Origin of the sequence: Muricauda sp. SCSIO 64092, assembly GCF_023016285.1 — a bacterium.
In the GTDB taxonomy this organism is placed as follows: Bacteria; Bacteroidota; Bacteroidia; order Flavobacteriales; family Flavobacteriaceae; genus Croceivirga.
The window spans coordinates 2040107-2061787 of record NZ_CP095413.1; the positions used below are offsets into that span (position 1 = coordinate 2040107).

Below are 21681 nucleotides of genomic sequence, written 5' to 3' on the forward strand. Positions count from 1 at the left end.
TACTTCCCTTAGCCCTGCAGGGCAGTTTTTAGGTATCCCTATTTCCAAATTGCAGATAGACCAATCCCAAGAGCGCCATAAAAGCGCAACCGTACATGGTCACAGGAATATTTGTATAGGTATCCCGATAGTACATCCCGGAGAACAAGGCCCCCAAACCTATGCCGGCCTCAAGGGCAATGAACATGGTGGCAATGCCCTTCCCTCGATGTTCCAAAGGGCTCAAATCCGCTGTCCATGCATTTAATGCCGGTGACAATATACCCATGGATAGGCCATAAAAAATGGCAGCTACCATAAGGCCAATAACGGTTTCAAAAGTGCCCATTGCCATCAATGCCCCGGTCAGGATAATAAGCCCTATAACGGATACCTTTCTACGTCCCAACTTATCCGAGGCCTTTCCTGCCAAAAAACGGATGGTTAGGGATGCCACCGTAAATGCCATGAAAAAACTACCCCTATTTTTTATACCCAAATGATCGCTCCAATCAGGAATTAAGGTCAGTACCATTCCAAAGGAAAAATAAATCAAAAATGTCAGCAATGCCGGTTTCAGTACCGCTATGGAAATGATATCGGTTTTTGAAATTTTCAACATGGAAAACCTAAATGGCTCTGTTTTTACCAGGGTTTCCTTTAAGCGATACACCAAAACAATGGACAAAAACGCTATCGCAGACGAGCAATGGAACAAAACCTCATAGGAGTAAAACAGTTTTATGGAACTTCCTATGGCTGGTCCCAATGCCAGGCCCCCGGTAAAAAATACCCCTTGAATACCAAAGGCCTCACCCCATCTCTCACGCGGAACACTATCCGCAACATAAGCGGCAATTGCCGTTGGGGTAAAACCCGTGGAGAATCCATGTACCAACCTCAGCAACAAAAACCCGGACACCGTTCCCAAAATTGGATAAAGAAATCCGCAAACTACACATACCATTGCGCCAAAAACAATGACGGGTTTCCGCCCGATCCTGTCCGTGAGCTTTCCACTAAAGGGTCTGGAAAGGCCGGCTGTCAAGGTAAACAATGCTATGATCAGGCCTATGTATTCCGAGCCACCCAAGGTGGACAGATAACCGGGCAATTCAGGGATCAACATATTGTAACTTGCCGAAAACAACAAAGAACTTAGGCAGACGGTCCCAAATGTAACCGTGTAGATGGCATTATTTTTTTTCATCGCTATGGTCGTATCCTCTATCCATTGGAACTCTTCTTGAGTTCTTATACTTTTGGTAAAGAAATAACAGCTTTCTTAGGTTATAAAGGACATTTGTCCTCAATTAAAAAATGATACGGGAGAACAAAGCATTCTTGGATTATATCATTGGATTGAAGAGCCTGGATTCCGCCCATACCATTATTGAGCAGGAAGCGCCCAAAGGGGAAAAGATCATTACGCAAAGGACCGTTGTCTTTCATGTTTCCATTGTAAAGGAAGGATTGGCAAAATGTTATCTGACCGAGGACACCGGGAATGACTTTATCCAGGAATTTTTTGGTGCCGGGGAAGTATTTGGCGAATTGGAAATGTTTACGGAAGAGTTGAGTTTTTGCACCATTGAGGCCCTTACTCCCGTGACCTACTATAAAATACCCAAAAAAGCATTTCTCGCCCTCATACAGAACGATGCCAAATTCAATGCACTTGTACTGAAGTTGATGGCCTCAAAAATCAGGTATACCGCCTTGCGGCATTCCTACAATCAATCCCATTCGCTGGAGGCGAACCTTAGAAGATTATTGAATGAGTTTCCCGACCTACTCCATGAAATCCCAAAAAATGACATTGCCAATTACTTGGGTATTACGACCAGAAGTTTGAATAGGGTACTCAAAGCACGGAATGAATTTTAGGCCAACCCATGATCAAGGGACACTATTTTAAAATATTTCAATGACGGAACCTTATTGTAGGATTATCCAGTTCAAACCTATGTTACCTATGGAGTATGGTTTAGAGGTACGCCCTTTCCTGACCATTCAAATAAATGGGGTAATGGAAACCATCCAGTTTTTTTAGCAAGTGCAGTAATTCTTGCTTTTCATCGTCCTCCAGGTTTTTAGAGATCATATTTGCGGCACCCGGTACGGTTTGATACCCCAATGCCACCGCTTTTTTGCCGTTCTGGGTCAACCGTAGGAGTTTGCTCCGTTTATCTTCCGGATTGGGAAACTCTTCGATAAGCCCTTTGTTCAGCAACCGTTTTATGACCCCCATCCCCGTGGATTTATCAAAAGCCATCATGCGAATCAAATCCGTTTTGGCCACTTCCCCGTTTTTATCAAGAACAGCAGAAAAGGTAAATTCCATGGCTGTAGTGAAAGGGGTGCCTTCCAAAACCATTTTTATATAGGTATTGGCATAGCGATTCAGTCTGCCGAGATGGGCAGCCAGTTCGGCTTCAACGCTATGTCCGGTTATGGAAAGTATGTTGGCTCCGGTCCTGGCATCCTTCCTCGCATGCAACCATTCCAAAAAGGCAACCAAGTCACCATGTCCCCCAAGGTCCTCCTTTTTAAATTCCCCCACGAGCAAAACCAGTTCCCTGGTTAGATCATAAGCATCCATAAAACCACTATTTAACACTAAATTAATTAAAAATACTCTTTTTTAGTATCTTTTTGTTTAATATTTGTACTAAATAATAAAACAAAATGAACAAAATCAGGTCAACTGTACTGCTATTACCGCTATTTCTCCTGTTTACTTCATATCTGGCCAATGCACAGATCATTACGGCCTTGTATGGAACCGTAACAGATGAATTGGGCGCACCAATTGCAGGGGCATCCATTTATCTTGAAGGGACCGAAAAAGGGGCTCAAACCGATTTTGATGGCAATTATGAAATCCTGGACATCACTCCTGGAACGTACAACCTTATCGCAAGCTATATTGGATACGAGACCCAGACCCAATACAATGTCATTATCCGTTCAAAAGGTACGCCCAATTATAATTTTATACTTAAGGAAGCGGCCCAGCAATTGGATGAAGTTGTGGTTTCCAACGCCAATACCATAAGTAGACCCAAAGAAACCCCCTTATCCACGCAATCATTATCCGCAGTTGAAATTGCCACCTATCCCGGAAGCAATAATGATGTGGTCCAGGTAGCACAGACACTTCCCGGAGTGTCCCCTTCCATTGGTGGCTTCCGTAACGACTTAATCATTCGTGGTGGAGCGCCCAATGAAACGGTATATTATCTGGATGGCATGGAAATTCCAAACATCAACCACTTTTCAACACAGGGGAGTGCCGGTGGTCCTGTGGGTATGATAAATGTCTCCTTTATTGATAACGTTACCTTGTCCACATCGGCTTTTGGGGCCAGGTATGACAATCCGTTATCCGGGGTGCTTCAATTCAGTCAGCGAAACGGCAATAGTCGCAATTTCAATGGTAATTTTAGGGTCAGCGCCAGTGAAGCGGCCCTAACCCTGGAAGGGCCCCTTTTCAAAAAAAGTGCCGACGAGTCAAAAACAACTTTTCTCGCTTCGGTGAGACGAAGTTACCTTCAATTTCTATTTGAAGTCATTGGCCTGCCCTTCCGACCCAATTATTGGGATTATCAGTATAAAATCAATCATAAAATCGATTCGTACAATGATATCAGCCTCATTGGTTTGGGATCTATTGATGATTTTTCGGTGGAAGCACCAGAAGAATTCGAGGCTGAACAACAAGCGCAATTGGATCAGGCGCCCTTTATCGAACAACGGACAAATGCCATTGGACTGAGCTGGAAAAACAGATTCAAAGACGGTAGCGGGTTTATGCAGGCCACATTGAGCAACAATACCCTAGTGAACACCTTTACCCGCTATGAAGATCCGGAAAACGAAGTTGGTGTAATCTTTAGAAACGATGCCACCGAATCCGAGACCAAACTGCGCTATGACCTGACAAAGTTCTTTGGGGATTGGAAATTCAACTCCGGTCTTAACGTACAATTCTCCGACTATGAAAACGAAACGCAAAACCTAACGGACAATATTGCTTTCAACTCGTCAATAGATTTTTTTAAATACGGATTCTTTTCCAACGTTACAAAGTCCTTTTTTAATGATAAACTCGATTTTTCATTTGGTTTTCGATTGGATGATGACACTTTTACCGAACAGGACAATCTATTGTCCACATTTTCGCCCCGATTGTCCCTATCCTATGAGTTTTCAGAAAACTGGAGGGTCAATGGTTCCCTGGGCCGCTATTTCAAGTTGCCCCCCTATACCATTCTTGGCTTTAGAAACAATGAAGGGGATCTAGTGAACCAAAATGTGCGGTATACCCAAAGTGACCACCTTGTTTTGGGACTACAACATTATTTTGGGCCTTCATCCAGCATTTCATTGGAGGGTTTCTACAAATGGTATGACGATTATCCTGTTTCTGTCCTGGATGGGGTTTCCCTGGCCAATAAGGGAGCTGATTTTGAGGTGTTGGGCAGTGAGGATGTGGAAACCGTGGGCCGGGGAAGAAGTTATGGTGCCGAGCTACAGTTCCAACAGAAGCTATCGAACAATTTTTACGGTATTTTCTCCTACACCTGGTTTTACAGTGAATTTACCGGTTTTGATAGGAACACTTTTCTACCGTCTGTCTGGGACAGCCGCCATCTTATTTCCTTTGTGGGTGGATATAAATTAAAACGCAACTGGGAAATCAGTGCCCGTTACCGTTTTGCGGGGGAAACACCATTTGTGCCGACCGATCTGGAGGCCACTTTGGCCAATTATCCGGAAGTGGTCCTCGATTATAATCGCCTTGGAGAGGAAAACTTGGCCATTTTTAGCCAATTGGACATTAGGATTGACAAAAAATGGAACTTGAAAAAGCTTTCCCTGGACGTTTTTGTGGAAGCACAAAACGTTTTGGGTCAAGAAATTCCGCAACCCACTGAATTTGGATTGGCGCGGGGTACGGACGGTACCATAATAGAACCCAGAAGTCTTGTGGCCATTGAAAGTGATACCGGCCAAATTATACCGAGTATAGGAATTGTTGTGGATTTTTGAGTGTTACCCCAACCCCACATCCAGGGTCATCATTATAATGAATCCGCCGATAAAGCCCATAGTGGCCACATCGGTGTATTTATCCCGTTGGGTTTCCGGGATGACCTCTTCAACCACCACAAAAATCATGGCTCCGGCCGCAAAAGCCAAGGCATAGGGCAGAATAGGCTCAAAGGTAAGGACGGCCCATGCCCCCAACACCCCGGCAATGGGTTCCACAATTGCAGAAGCTTGGCCATACATCCAACTCTTCCTTCGGCTTAACCCCTGTCTCCGCATGGGAACGGCCACGGCAAAACCCTCAGGAAAGTTCTGTAATCCAATTCCCAATGCCAAAGCTATGGCACCTCCAATAGTGGCACCTTCAAAACCGGAGGCCACTCCTCCAAAGAGCACACCTACTGCCAATCCTTCCGGAATATTGTGCAAGGTAATGGCCAATACCAAAAGTGTGGTACGGTGCCAGGGCGTTTTTACCCCTTCGGCCTCATCTATTTTAAAATTGATATGCAAGTGCGGCATTACCTTGTCGAGTCCAAAAATGAACAGTGCCCCCAATAAAAAACCTATCGCGGCCGGAATGACCTTTACAAAGCCTTCGCCCTCACTCATTTCTATGCCCGGGGCCAATAAGCTCCAAAAACTCGCGGCGACCATGACACCTCCCGTAAAACCCAACATCCCGTCCATCAGTGCCCGGTTTGGGCTTTTGAACAAGAAGACCAATCCGGCCCCGGCGGCGGTCAACCCCCAGGTAAAAAGGGTAGCGTACAGCGCGGCCAAGATGGGATCAATACTTTCAAAATACGTAATTAGCTGTTCCATTAGTCGTGTTGTTTTACATAAAGGTTGGACGCTATTTGATTGGATATGTGCAACCGACGACCATCAATCGCTATTTCGATGGAATCATCAAAATCTTCCCGTTCCAATATCTGGATGGAATGACCAAGGGCAATATTGTTTTTGTCCAAATACTGTAGAAAGGAAGACGAGGTATCCTTCACCCCTACGCAGACCCCTTTGGCCATCATCGGTAGCTCGCTCAACAATTGCTTGTCCCGTTCTTGAAATTCCCCACTTTTGGTGGGAATGGGATCGCCATGGGGATCATACTTGGGAAAATCGAGCAGTTCATCAATCTTATCGATCAGCTTTTCACTTTTGATATGTTCCAATTGTTCGGCCACTTCATGGACCTCATCCCAATTAAAATCCAACTTTTTTACCAAAAACACTTCCCAAAGTCGATGTTTTCTAACAATGGACAAAGCCGTTTTTTTACCCTTTTCGGTTAAGGTCACCCCTTGATAACGCACATAATTCACCAAACCCTTGCGGGCCAATCTCTTGGCCATGTCCGTAACGGAAGAGGGTTTGGTCTCCATCTCCTCTGCAATGGAATTGGTAGAGATCAACTGGGTTTCATTCCCTCCCAAATGAAAAATGGTCTTGATATAGTTTTCTTCGGCCCGTGTCAAGAAAAAAGCTTTCCGCAAAAATACATTTTATTTATCAAAAAGTATTTTTAGACTCGTCTAAATTTAGGGTTTTGAAGTTAGAAGTTAAAGGTTAAAGGTTAAAATAAAGCAAGTCCGTTTTTTGGGTTCCGGGGTGCAGTGGTCTTAATGACGGTACTGCTATGCCCCTGTCCCCAGATAGTTTCTTTAGGTGCCAAAAAAAACCGGCGACGGAACGTACACCGGTTTTAACTAACTAACTTAAACTAAACTAACTATTTATTGATTCTTTTAAAACTTAATACCCTGGATTTTGGACCAACTCTGGATTCCGTTGCATTTCGGAGTCCGCGATAGGCAATAACAAATGTCTTTCCTCAAAGATTTGGCCAAAGGTATTCTGCCTTCCCACCAAATTAAAAAAGGTTACATCGCCATTGGAACCTGAAGGATACAAACGTGTCCGTACCATATCGAACCAAAGCTTAAAGTCGAATATCAATTCGCGGTTTCGTTCCTTCCAAACCTCCTCCACAAAACCTGTCACGGAAAGCCCGGCAAGTGCTGTCCGTATGGTCTCGGGGTCCGTGGTCCAGTACGCCCTGGCCCTTACCTGGGTCAGGTAATCCACCGCTTCGGCAGTTACCCCCTCGGATTGGGCTATGGCCTCAGCAGCGATCAACAAGGCCTCCGGATAGCTGTATACCCTCAAATTTTTGGAGGACTGCGCCGTAGTAAAGAACGGTTCTTCGTCCAACCAGATATAAGGGGTTACCGGAAAGGTAATCTCATCCCCGCCACCCGTCACAAAGCTGGTATGGAAATACTGCTTTTCCTGGGCCCTAAGGTCAAGAACCTGATTGTACTGCTCATAAAGTTCGGGTCTTGGCCCGTACGCATTTTGGATATTTGCATAGGCAGACCCCACCGAACCACTGACGGAGGCCGGAAAAGACCATTGTGGATAAGGAAACGAACGGATACCTACCTCGTATTCTATTTGATAGATATAGTCATTGGCCAAAGTTTTGGCCAAGCGCATTTTGTTATAGGCACTGTTTTCAAGTATAACATTTCCATCCCCATCCCTATCATGCGTAGTAAGGGAGAAAGCCCCACTATTGATTACCTCACGTGCGGCGGTTGCCGCATTGGCATAGTTGTCCTGGGACAGGGGAAATCCACTCATGGTGAGGTATACGTCTGCCAACAGCATCTGGGCGGTTTCCGTAGTGATTCGGAAACCATTATCTACCATAGTACCACTAGGGAGACTTCCTGCTGCAATGGCAATGTTCAAATCGGCCACTATTTGGGCATAGACTTCGGAAACCGGGGCGCGGGCCACAAAAATCTCGTCCACACTGCCCACGGGTTCAAGAATTAGGGGTACATCCCCAAACATACGGACCAGGTAGAAGTAGGCAAAGGCACGAAAGAAACTCGCCTGTGCCAATAAATCACTCCGTTCCGCTTCGGAAAGGCCCGGGGTATCGGGAATATTTGCAATGGCCAGGTTGGCACCGGAGATACCCACATAAAGATCTTCCCAAATGTTATTTAATGTAGCGTCAATTTCCGTAGGGGAAATTGCCAATTGCTGGGCAAGATCTACCTGGCGCTCCTGGCCATTGAACTCATTATCGAAGAAACCGGAAAGGTACTGAAGGTACATGACCCGTGCTCCACTGAACACTCCTTGCTCTATAAACATATCCGGAGCCCCATTCTGATATAGAAAGTTTACGGCACTCTGTGCCTGGCCGGGCTCCGTAAAAAATTGATCGACACTTAGCTGGTCCCGCGGTTCCTCTTCCAAAAAGTCGGAACAGGATACCGTGAATAGCACAAAACTCAAAAAGCCTAGTATTCTTAAAGTTTTCATAGCCATTAAAAATTAAGGTTAAAGCCAAGGGTAAAGGTTCTGGGCCTTGGATATTGAAAAAAGAAAATGTTCTGAGCGAATTGACCACCGGTCAAATTTGGGTCATATGAGGAGCCTTCAGGATCGAAGCCCTGAAAACTATCGGACTGTATAACAAACGCGTTGTCCACACTTGTATATACCCTAAGCATATTAAGGCCTATGGAATTGACAAATTCCTCAGGGAGGGTATAGCCCAAGGTGAATAAATTACCCCGAAGGTACGAGCCATCCGCCACCCAACGACTATCTACCTGACTGTTCTGGCCGGACGTCCCTTGATTTCGGATTTCCTGAACCTGGGTATTTTGGTTCTGGGGGGTCCATCCTTCGGTTAATATGGTACGTAAACCATTGGCAATACCGGACCTGTCCTCCGTGGAGTGAAGGGCCTGCTGTAGAATATCCACATCAAAAACAAACTGTAGGTCCATGGTAAAATCAAATCTGCCCAGACGGAAGTTGTTGATAAAACTCCCTGTCCATACGGGTAGCCCGTTACCGATAATGGTACGCTCTGCAGAGCGTCTTGCCTCTCCGGGCAGCGCCCCTACCGCCGCAGCTTCGGCAGCTTGGTCCGTACCCCAAATACCTAGGCGTTCCAGACCCCAGAAAGAGGCAACCGGTTCGCCTACACGCAGAATGGTGTTACTACCGGAAACAAAGCCCGGCCCAGGAAAAATATCCTCGTCATTGGCTCCCAATTCTTCTATTCGGTTAATATTATAGTTCATGTTGAACACGGACTCCCAAAAGAAATTCTCCTTGGAATACTTCGAACTTATGGAGATGTCCGCCCCTCTGTTGGAGATGGAACCAATGTTATCCCGGATAGTGGAAAAACCCGTGGAACGCGGTATAGGTCTATTGAGCAATAGGTCTTCGGTAAGTTTGTAATAATAATCCAGCTCCAGATTGATCTGTGGATTTGTTTTAGTGCTCAATTCCACACCCACATCAAATTGGGTGGTGGTTTCCCAGCCTACATCGGGATTGGGAAGACGTTCCACAAAACTATCGTTCACCCGTTGGCCATTGATCAGCGCCGTACCCGAGGTAATAGTGGACAAGGTGGAGTAGGGAGCTATTTCCGTATTACCGGTGACCCCATAGCTGGCCCTTAGTTTTAACCGGTTCACAAAGGAAGACTCCGAAAGAAAATCCTCTTCGGACAGCACCCAACCCAAACCTACGGAGGGAAAGAAGCCGTATTTGTTGTTGTCCCCAAAACGGGAAGAACCGTCCACACGACCGGTCAAGGTCACCAAATACTTGTCCTTATAGGTATATCCTACTCTTGTAAAATAGGAATTGATGGACCAATCATTGTAACCTGATCTAGGCTCGCCAAAAATACTGCCCGATTGTAAGCGATAGAAAGAAAGGGAATTGTCCGGAAACCCTTCCGATCTTGCACTGAATCCAAAGAAGGTCCGCTGTTGCCAACTCGCTCCCAAAATCGCATTGATCCGTGAATTCTCAAAGGATTTGTTATAGGTTAGGAAATTCTCCTGTTGCCAAAAGGTTACTTTTTCTTCCGCAACACTCGCACTGCCCAGAGGTGCCGAAATATTGAGCAAATCGTTCGGTTGAAAATTTTGAAAGGTTCGGTCCTGCTTATCGATACCAAACTGGGTCTTAAAATCCAATCCCTCCATGATGTTGAACTCAAAGTAAACATTCCCGAATATCTGGTTTCGCAACCTACGGCGGACCTCGGTTTCCAGGACATGGACCGGATTGGCCATGGCTTCCAAATTAAAGTTATCGGTTATGGTACGGCTGTTGGACCAGCTACCGTCCGGAAAACGTACCGGGAATATGGGCGGCATCTCGATCATGGTACGCCTTGGATTTTGGTTTCCCCCACCTTCTTGAAATGAGTTCTCTACAGTATAGTTCACCAATACATTGGCCCCAAAGGATAGCCAATCCCTTATTTTGGTGTCATAGGCCAATTTTCCGTTCCAACGCTCCAAATCATTGTTCAGCATGATCCCTTCAATGTCCGCAAAATTCAAAAAGACCCCGACCGAAGAGTTCCCACTTCTTTGCTGAATGGCCAGTTGGTGGTTGTGCGTAAAGGCCGTACGGGTGGCTTCTTCCTGCCAATCCGTATCGTACAGGGGATTGCCCTGAGCATCAAAAAGCCGGGGATCCTCCCTGGTCAAAATGGGTGCTATGGTAATATCGTCCCTATATTTTGGAGTGTTGGCAAAACCGGTCTCCACTACTTCCAGAAACTCCTCGGCATTGAGCAGATCCAACTTTTTCCGTAATGTCCCCGCACTTACAAAGGCGTCATAGGAGACCGTTAACCCATCGGTCTTTGCCCCTCGTTTTGTGGTAACCAGAATAACACCGTTGGCACCACGTGCACCATAGATCGCCGTGGAAGAGGCATCCTTGAGCACCTCCATGCTGGCTATATCATTGGGATTGAGAAACTGAAAATCTTCCATGACCACCCCGTCTACTACAAATAGGGGGTTGGAACTGGAGTTAATGGTGCCCAGTCCCCTGATAATAATCCGTGGCTGGGCGGTTGGGCTTCCGGAATTCAGGTACACATTGGCCCCAGCAACCCGGCCCTGCAGGCCCTGTATGGCATTGGCCACCGGTCTTTGTAGAATGGCTTCGCCGTCCACACTGGACACGGAACCGGTTACATCGGACTTTCGCTGTACCCCGTAGCCCACCAATACCACCTCCTCCAATTGGGCGGTATCCGTACTGAGCTGAACCAGCATTTCCTGACCTGGGGTAGCATTTACCTCTTTGGCCTCAAAACCTATATACGAGAAGACCAGCACGGCGTCACTGTTTTGAATGGAAATGGTAAACTTGCCATCAAAATCCGTGACCACCCCATTTTGCGTACCCTTTTCAAGAACGTTTGCTCCTGGTAAGGGACTACCATTCACATCGGTTACCGTACCCGATACTTGAAGTTGTTGATTTTCCTCGTTTTTTTCTGGTGGGGGAATCACCTCGGCAGCCTTCGGCACGGGAAGGGAACGCAGGATAATCAGTTTTCGTCTTAACTTATAGGAGATATCCGTTTGTTGAAACAGTCTTTTTAAAACGCTGGATAACCTTTCGTTATCTGCGGACAGGGAAACCCGTTGGTCCGCATTAATTTCATCGTTCATATACACGAACTTAAAGTCCGTGAGGGCCTCTATTTCCTCAAGTACCCGTTGCATGGCCGTATCCTCAAAGTTTAGGCTAACCTTGGCCCGCTGGGAATAGATATTGGCATGTATCGATAGGATGGAGGCTAGTAAGAGAAAGAGCGTGAGCTTCACCGCTAGGCCGATTTTAACGGAATTGGACTCAAAAAATCCAATTCCTTTGAATTTTTCCATAATTTTAAAGGATTTTAGTTAACTACTAGTTGATTATTGATCCATCGGGGAATGGTACCAGCATTTCCCGATTTTTTTTATCTGTGGTTTTTTTGGCATTTATTTCATGGGCAATGGTATTTTAAGTTTGTTCAATTTTCGGGTTTGTTTATGATGATTTCGTCCCCATGGACCTCAAAATGGAAAGGGATGATTTCGCTAAGGGATTCCATTACTTCCCCAATGGTTTCAATATCATAGCTCGCCGTGAACACCTTATCATTTAAGCTTGGGTAATCATTGGTAATGGATACGTCATAAAACCGTTGCAACTTGGGAATGATCTGTGCAAAAGGTGTTCGTTTCAACACCAGTCTCCCATGGATCCATGAGGTGTAAAGTTCCGTATCTACCGCTTCCATGATCATGGCATCGTTGGTTTTGTCCCAGGAGGCCATATGTCCGGGCTCCAGTATCATGGGCTCGGCAATCGGTTTGTTCTTATTGGAAAGGCCTACGGAACCAGAGACCAGAACCGTATTTATTTCCTTGTCCTCGGGATATGCCTTTACATTGAAAGCCGTGCCCAATACCGTTACGACCAAATCATTACTGGTAACGATAAAAGGACGTTTTGTATCCTCGCTTACCTCAAAAAAGGCCTCGCCCGTTAAAAATACCTCCCTATGCTGCCCTTTGATGAACTTGATCGGGTACTTTATGGAAGAACCTGAATTGAGGTGTACTTTGGTACCATCTGAAAGGGTTATCCCAAATCGCTTGGCGTAGGGAATCGTTAACGTATTATAGACCAATTTATCCACAGGGACCGAATCCGAATACGAGAGGTTGGTCCCTTGTTTGGCCACCACAACATTCCCTTCATCATCTTTGATCGTTAAAGACCCGTCCTCCGACAATACTTTCACCTCTCCGTTTTCCAACTGCAGGGTAATGGCATTTTTGTCGACCATCGGCAGCCGTTCTTCAGAGGTTTGTACCGAATTGAACATGTACCAAGCGGCAATACCCAAAAGGCCAATAAAAACAGCGGCATATCTAAAAATAGGTTTTGTCCAAAGCGGCTTTCTTGGGGAGGGGCCAATTGGGTCAATTTTCTGGAGTACCTTTTCCCAAACGGCGGTTTCGTCCAAGGTTTCCAATTCCCTGATATCCTTACCGGATTTCTGAATCAGCGCTATCCGATCAAAGATTTTCCTGTTTTCATTTGACGAATGTAGCCATGAATCGAATTCCCGCTGTTCCATCTCGGAAAGATTGGACGTCAGTTTTTTTACGATAAGTTTAGCTATTTCCATAAACCAATTTCATGGATTAATAGGTATGCCCTTTTATAGTAGGACACAGAATATCATAAAAAGGGTGATGTTAAAATTGAAAAAAAACAAAAATAGGCTACTTCCAATACGAAATTAATAATAACAGCAGAAGGGATTGCGTGTCCTGGAGTTCCACACGAAGGATCCTATACGCTTTTTTCATATGGGATTTAACGGTGTTCACGGAAATATTTAAGGTTTCGGCAGCACTACTGTATTTTTGCCCTTCCATGGCACAGAGTTCAAACACTTTTTTGCATTGCAGGGGTAAGTTCTGTACAGCCTTTCTAATATCATCATCATGGTCTTTCTTTGGCAGATTTTCGTTGAGGGGAAACTTCAATACACTCTCGGTAATGGGTTCCATTTTTTTTGATCGTCTGATTTTATTGAGACAGGCATTTTTCACCGATTTCCTAACGTACCCTTCCATATCCCGTACATCGTAATTTTCCCGGGTCAATAACGAGATGAAAACGTCCTGTACAATATCCTCGGCTTCGGCAAGATTTGCAACATAGCTATAGGCAAGTAAACATAGCCCTTGATATTGCTTCTTAAATAGTTTTTCTATGGTGCCAAGCCACTGATTATCCATGTAGGTCAATTCAAAATCTAAAGCGGACTATCCCCAAAATATGACGAACAAACAATGTTGTGCGATTAAAATTCCTCAACGGAGCATCCTGGAATTTCAAATCCGCATAAGGAAAGATACAAAATAATATTTTTCACCTGGAACGTAAACCTTCATTCCTATGGCTCAGGGTAATTTCATTTAAAGCATTTTGAACCGGTCGAAAATTTATGTCCTTTTTAAAGGTATGCGAAGTGCTTGATAGACCAAAATTTCAACCATGTGCTGCGCAAACCACCCCACTGCCCAGGCAGGAAGGGACATAAGAAAACTGTTGACAAATTCCCAAATAGGTTCTAAAAAAGTCAAGTAGGTTTTTTGGTTCCTTTTTAGTTTTCTATATGTTCAATATGATTAAACTTTAGCAAGTGTGCCAAGTTTGTTCTCGAAAGACTTACGCTTTTTAATTAAAACTCCACCAGCCCCTATGCCATATAAATTTACTACATTGAATTAAAAAATAATCTACTAAACATATAATGTATGAAAGATGTTTTAGTCTTTCTTGGGTTGTTGGCCGCTCTTTCTTGTTGTAAAGAAAAAGAAGACAATATTGCCTTTGAAATCCATGGTAAAATGGAGGCCAATTTGGATTCAGTCCACGTTTACCCTGGCTTTATTTCCAAAAAATTCCTGGACACTACATTATACGATTTTAGTAGTATAGTTGACAAGGGAAACTTTTCGTTTAAAGGGAAAGCCCCCTATCCGCAAATGATGAACCTACATTCGCCAAAAATTGGTATTTCAACTCCTTTTTTTATCGAGGAGGGTTATACGAATTTGTCTGTAAGCTTTATAAACCGCGATAGAAAAGTTCAAATTTCAGAAAACACTAAATCCCAGACCCAAAAGGAATATGAGCTATTGGTATCAACCAAACTAGATTCTATTTATCAAAATATAAAGCATTCAAAATCGAGGGAAGAAAGGATGAAACATTCGAAGGATATAGATCATGCAATTATCAACCATTTAAGGGAAAATCCAAATTCCTATGTCGCCCTCTGGCTTATGATTGATCGGTTTTGCAAATCAGGGTCTGAATACAACAAAAGCTATGAAAATGCACTTCTTTTCTTTTCAAAGGAAATACAAAATATTCCGCTGTATAAGATTTTTAAAAATAACCTAATCAAAAAAAAGAACTTCTCCTTTGAAAATACATTAATATCCCTAAAGTCTTTAGATAACCAACCTATTGTCTTTGATATAAAAAACCATAAAAACAAATACATATTAATTGACTTTTGGTTTTCTTTTTGTAAGCCTTGTTTGCTTGAAATGCCCAAGTATATTCCAATATATTCAAAGTATAAAAAGCATGGATTTGAAATAGTCAGTATATCTGTTGACAATACTGAGGATATTCCAAATTGGATTAAGGTAATCAATGAAAATAATTTTTCCTGGTCACATTACCTTGATGAAAATGGATTGGAAACAAGAAAACTCGACATTGTAAGTTTTCCCACAACATTTTTAGTTGATGCAAATGGAAAGATTATTGAAAAGAACTTATCCGCCGAGAAATTAAACGAGTTTTTAGGTATCAATTTAGATAAATAGCGTCCATGTTTTTATTTGTTCCAAAACACTTTATCCTATTAAAAATAAGGTTTCTGTCCGCTTTACCTAAAAAACATATGGCCAAAAACCAGATGGAACCTTCAAAATGAAAAAAAGTAAATTTTTGCGGGAAAGACAATAACCAAAACTAAAAAATCATTTTGTTTAATTCAATCACTATCCAAAGGTGGGTAAGTCTTCAGTGCGGACTAAGGAGAGAATATCCCAATATCGTAATCTATCTTGTAACTTGTTAATTTAAAAGATATTGACCGGGAATTTACCAATAAAAAAAGAAATTGGGGATTATATCTGTTACAAAGCCATCGGCAATTTCAGTTCTGCCCCATCTGGCTTAAATGTAACAAGATATAATTCAATAATTTGCTGCTATGTTTCCATTTTATAAAGCACCTCCACGAGGGGTAAAAAGCGCCCCTTCAATCCTTTTCAATTGGGCAACGTGAATCGATTTGGAACACGTTTAAGGAAAATAGCAATGATTCCCGGTAGTACCCATACCGCCTTCTCAAAAACATGTAGAAAAACTTTGATACTATTTCTTCACACCATTCCTTCCTTTAAAACAGTGGATTTACCTATGATATGTCTTTGATGTTCATATGCACATGTATATTTTAACGGTCCGTAGCTGCTCCCAGGTGTTTTTAAAAATCAATATTATTTTTTCAAATACATTGATATTGAATGTGTTACAAGAAAGACAAGTATCATTTCCCTTGTAATTTTTCGCTATTTTAGAGCGCAAACCATAACCCGTATCCATGGAGATGGAGGCTCTACATAAGGTTCCCCTTAAGGAAAAAATTGGTTACGCCCTAGGTGATGGTGCGGCCAATATTGCCTGGCGCGGAGTAGCCACATTTTTGTTTATCTATTATACCGATGTTGTTGGCCTCAATCCCGTAACCGTGGGCGTACTCTTCTTGGTGGCACGCTTTGGGGATGGGATAAGTGATGTTTTGATGGGTATTTTAGGAGATCGGACCAAATCCAAATATGGCAAGTTCCGACCTTGGATCCTTTGGACAGCCGTTCCATTGGCAGCCATTCTTGCCCTGTTGTTCACCAACCCTGATTTTAGCGACACGGGTAAAGTGGTCTATGCCTACATCACGTACATCTTGTTTACATTGCTCTATACCGCCAACAACATTCCCTATGGTGCCCTAATGGCGGTCATGACAGGAGATGATAAGGAACGGATCAGTATAGGTTCCTTTAGGATGGTTGGGGCTTTTGCCGGGGGAATGCTTGTACAGGGAGCCTTGCTTTTTTTGGTCATTTATTTTGGTAATGTCAATCCTTTGATAGAGGTAGCAGAATTGAAACCCGAGAAATTCGAGGTGGCCGTTACGGCTTCAAAGGATGTTGAAAATGTACGCATCAAAACGGAAAATGGCATAGCCCAGTTTGTGTGGTTGGACACTAAGGTGGATAACGGTGGGGATTCCCCAACCCATACAAAGAGTTTTCAGATGAAAAAGGGCGAAACGTATTCGTTCCTGGTGAGCGGAGAGCAAAACCTAAATCCGGAATCCTTCTCCATTATTGACCAAAGTAAGGGATACAGCCATTCCATGTATCTCATGTCCGCTTTCTTAGCGCTATTTATGCTCATCACTTTTTATACTACTAAAGAAAGGGTGCAACCCCCAAAAGGTCAGCTGAACAACCTGAAACAGGATTTCAGGGATCTCATTGCAAATAAACCATGGTTGGTATTGTTGGCAATTGGACTATTGTTCAACATATACAATTCCATTAAACAGGGCATCACCATCATTTACTTTACCCACTACCTGAATGACCAGCTGTTGTCCGCATCCTATTTGGTAGGGCTCATGTTGGCTTCCATTGGAGGGGCAATTGCGACGGCATCTTTGGGGAAAAGATTGGGCAAGCGAAATCTTTTTATGATTGCCCTACTGTTTTCCGGGTTGGCAAATGCCCTTATTGTATTTTGTGGTCCGGAGGACATCATCGCCATATTTGGTATAGGCATCCTTTCGGAATTTGCCGCAGCCATGTTCCCAACCTTGTTTTTTGTCATGTTGGGTGATGCGGCAGATTACTCCGAATGGAAAAATGGTAGAAGGGCAACAGGATTAATTTATTCCGCAGGCTCTTTTGCCACTAAATTTGGGGGCGGTATTGCCGGGGCAATTATCGGACTGATTTTAGGGGCTTTTCATTATGATGGCCAAGACATGTCCACCATTCCAGCGGCAATTCCCGGAATCAAAATGTTGATGAGTTGGGTCCCCTGTACCATAACCATTATAGCCGCCGCCCTAATGGTAAGGTATCCTTTGACCAATACCAAAATGGCTGGGATAACGGAAGCCCTAAATCAACGCAGAGACCAATAATACGCTTATACTGAATTAGAAATGAAACATTTTCCAAATGATTTTTTGTGGGGTACGGCCACCTCTTCCTATCAAATTGAGGGAGCGGCCAATTTAGATGGAAAAGGTCCTTCCATCTGGGATGCCTTTGCCTCCATTCCCGGTAAGATAAAAAACAACGAGACGGGCAATTTGGCCTGTGATCATTACCATAGGTTTGAGGAAGATGTCCAACTCATGAAAAATATGGGCGTCAAAGCCTATCGTTTTTCCATTTCATGGTCCCGCGTACTACCAACAGGTAAGGGTGCCGTCAATGAAAAAGGGATCCAATTTTATTCCAAATTGATCGATTCCCTTTTAAGGGCCGGTATAGAACCCTGGGTGACCTTGTACCATTGGGATCTGCCTTTGGCCCTTCAACTGGAGGATGATGGTTGGTTGGGAAGCACGTTACCGGACCATTTTGCCAATTACGCCAAAATCTGCTTTGACCGTTTTGGAGATCGTGTCAAAAGCTGGATTACCTTAAACGAACCTTGGGTCGCCGCCATGCTGGGTTATGGACAAGGGGTTTTTGCCCCGGGACGCACATCCAACACCGAACCCTATCGTGCTGCACACCAATTGATTTTGGCACATGCCAAGGCAGTTACCATTTACCGAAAGGAATATGGGCATCAAAATGGAAAAATAGGCATTACCAATAATGCCGATTGGAGGGAGCCCCTAACCCTTAACCAAAAGGATTTGGAAGCCGCTGAACGTGCATTGGAATTCTTTCTGGCCTGGTTTGCCGACCCTATTTTTAAAGGGGATTATCCACAAGTTATGAGGGAGCGGCTGGGGTCCAGGCTACCAAAGTTTACGGACCAGGAAAAAGAGTTGATCAAAGGAACTTCCGACTTTTTTGGATTGAACCATTACACGACCATGTATGCCGCCCATCATAATGGGAGATTGAAGGAAAGCAGTGTTTATGGTAACGGAGGGATTTCGGAAGATCAGGACGTGACCCTCTTGCAGGATTCGAATTGGCCGGTGACCTCCATGAATTGGGCGGTGGTTCCGTGGGGTTGCCGAAAGCTTTTGAGATGGATAAACGACAGGTACGATCAGCCCGACATTTACATTACCGAAAATGGATGTTCGTACCCCGATGTCCTCGTAGATGGCAAAGTGGACGATACACTACGGGTTGCATTTTACAAAGGATATTTGGAAGCTTGCCAGCAAACCATTGCGGAAGGCATTCCGCTCAAAGGATACTTTGCATGGTCCTTTATGGACAATTTTGAATGGGCATCCGGCTACGAAAAACGGTTTGGGCTACATTATGTCGATTTTGAAACCTTGGAACGGATCCCTAAAAAATCAGCCCTCTGGTATAAGGAAGTGATTTCCAAAAACGGTATCTAATTCAGTGGTCCATTACTATTTGGGATAGGTAAGCTCTGGTTATATGGTTACCTTTGAGGAATGCCCATCTACGACTACATTATTATTGGTGCAGGAGCTTCTGGCCTTTTATTGGCCGACGCCTTGGGAAATGACCGCTATTTTTCGGACAAATCGATTTTAGTCCTTGATCGGGATCAAAAAAATAAAAACGATAGGACCTGGTGCTTTTGGGAAGCGGGTAAAGGGCAGTTTGACGATATCCTTTACCGAAGGTGGCCAAAAATTCATTTCGCCGGGGAAAAACTGGACATCAAGCCCGAAATTGCCCCCTATTCCTACAAAATGTTAAGGGGCATTGACTTTTACAATCACTATTTGCAAAAGGTAAGGGCCTACCCCAACGTAGATTTCCTGGAAGAAAGCGTTCAGGAATTGGTGGAAAAAAACGATGGGGTTTTGGTCATGGGCAAAAACCAAACCTTTGAGGGACGCTATATATTCGATAGCCGATTTGAGTACCAAAACCTAAAATCACAGTCCAAATATCCCATTTTGCAACAGCACTTTTTGGGATGGTTCATACAGACCAATCGCCCTGTTTTTGATGTGGATACGGCTACGTTTATGGATTTTTCCATTCCGCAGAAAGGGAATACCCGTTTTATGTACGTGCTACCATTTTCCACAACCGAGGCCTTGGTAGAGTATACCTTGTTCTCGGAAAATGTTCTGGAAAAGACGGAATACGAAAAGGCAATTGAAGAGTACATTGCGCAAGATTTAGGCATAACGGAGTATACCATAACGGATATTGAACAGGGAAACATCCCCATGACCTGTCATGATTTTGCCCAGGAAAACAGCGATCGTATTTTAAAAATTGGGATTGCTGGAGGTTGGGCAAAGGCCAGTACGGGATATACCTTTTATAGCTCAACAAGAAGGGTAACACAGTTGGTCAACCATATTAAGTTGAACAAACCCCTGAAGGATTTTCAGAAAAAGAACCGATTTTGGTTTTATGATCTCTTGCTATTGGATATTCTTTTTAGGAGTAACCATTTGGGAAGGAACATATTTGAATCCCTTTTTAGACGTCGCAAACCACAACTTATCTTTAAGTTTTTGGACCAAGACACCTCCCCCTTTGAGGAACTGTACATTATGGCTGCCCCAAAACCATGGCCATTTATCAAGGCGCTTTGGGGCAGGCTTTTTTAAACGGTTGGTTTCCTTAAATTCCTACCCAAGAGGTTTCGGCCTTTTTTATTCCCTTTTTAAAAGCCACTGAAAGCCGTTCGTTTTCCTGTTTTCAATGCTGTGGTACCGCCTTATTCGGCAAGGACATCTATGGTAATCTCAAAGTTGAAAAGCGATTCCTAAATTTTGTCGAATTCGGAGATAGCATTTTAATGCTAATCCGATAAATGCCGAAAAAATACGGTACCTAACCCCAATTGAAACGAATCCATACAAATAGGTGGATAATTTATGACCAAACCCAAATATGCGTATCACCGATTACTCCTACTCCGACCGCCATTGCCTCTACTAGGACTAGTAGGCCCCCTAGTTGGAGTTACACGAGTTGGTCTGTCTACTTCCCTCGCCGGAAGAATTACCTTATAAGTGGCTTTAGCCACACCACCCTTTAGTTTTACACCCCACACTTCAATTTCCCCAATTTCAAGTGGTCTAGATTGCGAAAAGTTTCTTGCTAAAACTCTTGTAATGCGCCCTCCTCTAGATTCTAAAAGACGATATACATCTACTCGTATAACTTTAAAGCCCTGAGGGTCCTCCGTGTTCACAATTTCCATTTCTAGCCTGCCTGGATAATTATTCTTTTTCTCAGTTGCTCCTAATCCAACTCCAGCCTTTTTAGCATCAATAAGCAAAATTGTTGCGAAATATTCTTCCCCATCCAGTACTTCGAGGGTTTGAGAAGCTATTTTTTGAGAAACAAAAATTAGTAGAACGAACAAATATCTCATGACTAGAATTTTTTCTCAAATGTTAATTTAAATTTTTTGCTCTTATCCCAATAGTTATGATATTCTTCTGGTATATTATATTCTTTTTTGAAAATTACAGTATTACCTATTATTTCAGGAGTGAAATCTACATACTGGACATCATCGAATTGAAATTTGGTTTTTTTATCAAATTGTTGAGCGCATGGATATAAACATTCCATTTCAATTTTAACCAACTCCAACCCCTCATCAAAGGTAAAAGATTGTTCACTTTTTAAGTAATCTACAGCAATAATCTCTGCGGTCTCTACAGCCTCTGATTCTTCAACATCACAGGCATAAGCTACCAAAACTAGAATTAATAAGATTGATTTTTTCATTTTTTGTAAATTTATTCAACAGTATTTGCAAGATATTTCTTTTTATATATTCAAACAAAGATTTACAAAACTTAATCTTAACTCTAAACATTCTTAAAGTATTTTTTTAAAGTTGCTCTTCAAAAACAGAAAATTTTAATCCCTTTTAGGTTTTTTAACGGGACACCTCTTTTTGGCAGCTATTTATATGATGTGGATGCCTGAGGCACAGCTTTACAAAAGGCTAATCTAGCCGATTATT

16 protein-coding genes are annotated in these 21681 nt (G+C 43.3%); 6 read left to right on the forward strand and 10 right to left on the reverse strand.

The window, feature by feature from the left end; translation table 11 throughout:
* Nucleotides 1-28: 28 nt before the first annotated feature.
* Nucleotides 29-1189 (reverse strand): MFS transporter, encoded by a 1161-nt coding sequence (locus tag L0P88_RS08405; RefSeq protein WP_247134151.1) that lies wholly within the window; start codon nt 1187-1189, stop codon nt 29-31.
* Nucleotides 1190-1299: 110 nt separating this feature from the next.
* Between L0P88_RS08405 and L0P88_RS08410 the strand changes: the two genes are divergently transcribed.
* Nucleotides 1300-1866, forward strand: a complete 567-nt coding sequence (locus L0P88_RS08410; RefSeq protein WP_247134152.1) for a Crp/Fnr family transcriptional regulator — start codon at nt 1300-1302, stop codon at nt 1864-1866.
* 100 nt (nt 1867-1966) lie between these two features.
* On the opposite strand, the gene L0P88_RS08415 is transcribed toward L0P88_RS08410, so the two are convergent.
* Complete coding sequence (locus L0P88_RS08415; protein WP_247134153.1) at nt 1967-2581, reverse strand: MarR family winged helix-turn-helix transcriptional regulator; 615 nt, start codon at nt 2579-2581, stop codon at nt 1967-1969.
* Nucleotides 2582-2667: 86 nt separating this feature from the next.
* Here L0P88_RS08415 and L0P88_RS08420 point away from each other — a divergent pair, with 86 nt between their 5' ends.
* A complete protein-coding gene (locus L0P88_RS08420; RefSeq protein WP_247134154.1) occupies nt 2668-5034 on the forward strand; it encodes a TonB-dependent receptor in 2367 nt (788 codons plus the stop codon).
* A gap of 3 nt (nt 5035-5037) precedes the next feature.
* Here the strand turns inward: L0P88_RS08420 and L0P88_RS08425 are convergent, their stop codons facing one another.
* The 6 genes from L0P88_RS08425 to L0P88_RS08450 form a co-directional block, all read right to left on the reverse strand.
* Entirely contained in the window at nt 5038-5859 is an 822-nt protein-coding gene (locus L0P88_RS08425) for a ZIP family metal transporter (protein ID WP_158778084.1), read from the reverse strand.
* Nucleotides 5859-6515 (reverse strand): metal-dependent transcriptional regulator, encoded by a 657-nt coding sequence (locus L0P88_RS08430; RefSeq protein ID WP_247134852.1) that lies wholly within the window; start codon nt 6513-6515, stop codon nt 5859-5861. Before L0P88_RS08430 ends, L0P88_RS08425 begins: the two co-directional genes overlap by 1 nt.
* Nucleotides 6516-6792: 277 nt before the next feature.
* Nucleotides 6793-8379, reverse strand: coding sequence for a RagB/SusD family nutrient uptake outer membrane protein (locus L0P88_RS08435; RefSeq protein WP_247134155.1), 1587 nt, complete (start codon nt 8377-8379; stop codon nt 6793-6795).
* A 5-nt stretch (nt 8380-8384) separates the two neighbouring features.
* Nucleotides 8385-11786, reverse strand: coding sequence for a TonB-dependent receptor (locus L0P88_RS08440; RefSeq protein ID WP_247134157.1), 3402 nt, complete (start codon nt 11784-11786; stop codon nt 8385-8387).
* 131 nt (nt 11787-11917) lie between these two features.
* Nucleotides 11918-13084: a FecR family protein gene (locus tag L0P88_RS08445; RefSeq protein ID WP_247134159.1), complete on the reverse strand. Its 1167-nt coding sequence runs from the start codon at nt 13082-13084 to the stop codon at nt 11918-11920.
* Nucleotides 13085-13181: 97 nt separating this feature from the next.
* Nucleotides 13182-13703: a sigma-70 family RNA polymerase sigma factor gene (locus L0P88_RS08450; RefSeq protein ID WP_247134160.1), complete on the reverse strand. Its 522-nt coding sequence runs from the start codon at nt 13701-13703 to the stop codon at nt 13182-13184.
* Nucleotides 13704-14225: 522 nt separating this feature from the next.
* On the opposite strand from L0P88_RS08450, the gene L0P88_RS08455 reads away from it, so the two are divergent.
* The 4 genes from L0P88_RS08455 to L0P88_RS08470 all read left to right on the forward strand — a co-directional run bounded on the left by L0P88_RS08455 (nt 14226) and on the right by L0P88_RS08470 (nt 20305).
* Nucleotides 14226-15311 carry a TlpA disulfide reductase family protein gene (locus L0P88_RS08455; protein WP_247134161.1) on the forward strand — a complete coding sequence of 362 codons (1086 nt, stop codon included), beginning with the start codon at nt 14226-14228 and terminating at the stop codon, nt 15309-15311.
* A gap of 785 nt (nt 15312-16096) precedes the next feature.
* Nucleotides 16097-17704: an MFS transporter gene (locus L0P88_RS08460; RefSeq protein WP_247134162.1), complete on the forward strand. Its 1608-nt coding sequence runs from the start codon at nt 16097-16099 to the stop codon at nt 17702-17704.
* Between the two features lie 21 nt (nt 17705-17725).
* Complete coding sequence (locus L0P88_RS08465; RefSeq protein WP_247134163.1) at nt 17726-19102, forward strand: GH1 family beta-glucosidase; 1377 nt, start codon at nt 17726-17728, stop codon at nt 19100-19102.
* 60 nt (nt 19103-19162) lie between these two features.
* Nucleotides 19163-20305: a lycopene cyclase family protein gene (locus L0P88_RS08470; RefSeq protein ID WP_247134164.1), complete on the forward strand. Its 1143-nt coding sequence runs from the start codon at nt 19163-19165 to the stop codon at nt 20303-20305.
* Nucleotides 20306-20598: 293 nt separating this feature from the next.
* Here the strand turns inward: L0P88_RS08470 and L0P88_RS08475 are convergent, their stop codons facing one another.
* Nucleotides 20599-21078 (reverse strand): hypothetical protein, encoded by a 480-nt coding sequence (locus tag L0P88_RS08475; RefSeq protein WP_247134165.1) that lies wholly within the window; start codon nt 21076-21078, stop codon nt 20599-20601.
* 2 nt (nt 21079-21080) lie between these two features.
* A complete protein-coding gene (locus L0P88_RS08480; RefSeq protein ID WP_247134166.1) occupies nt 21081-21440 on the reverse strand; it encodes a hypothetical protein in 360 nt (119 codons plus the stop codon).
* Between the last annotated feature and the right edge of the window lie 241 nt (nt 21441-21681).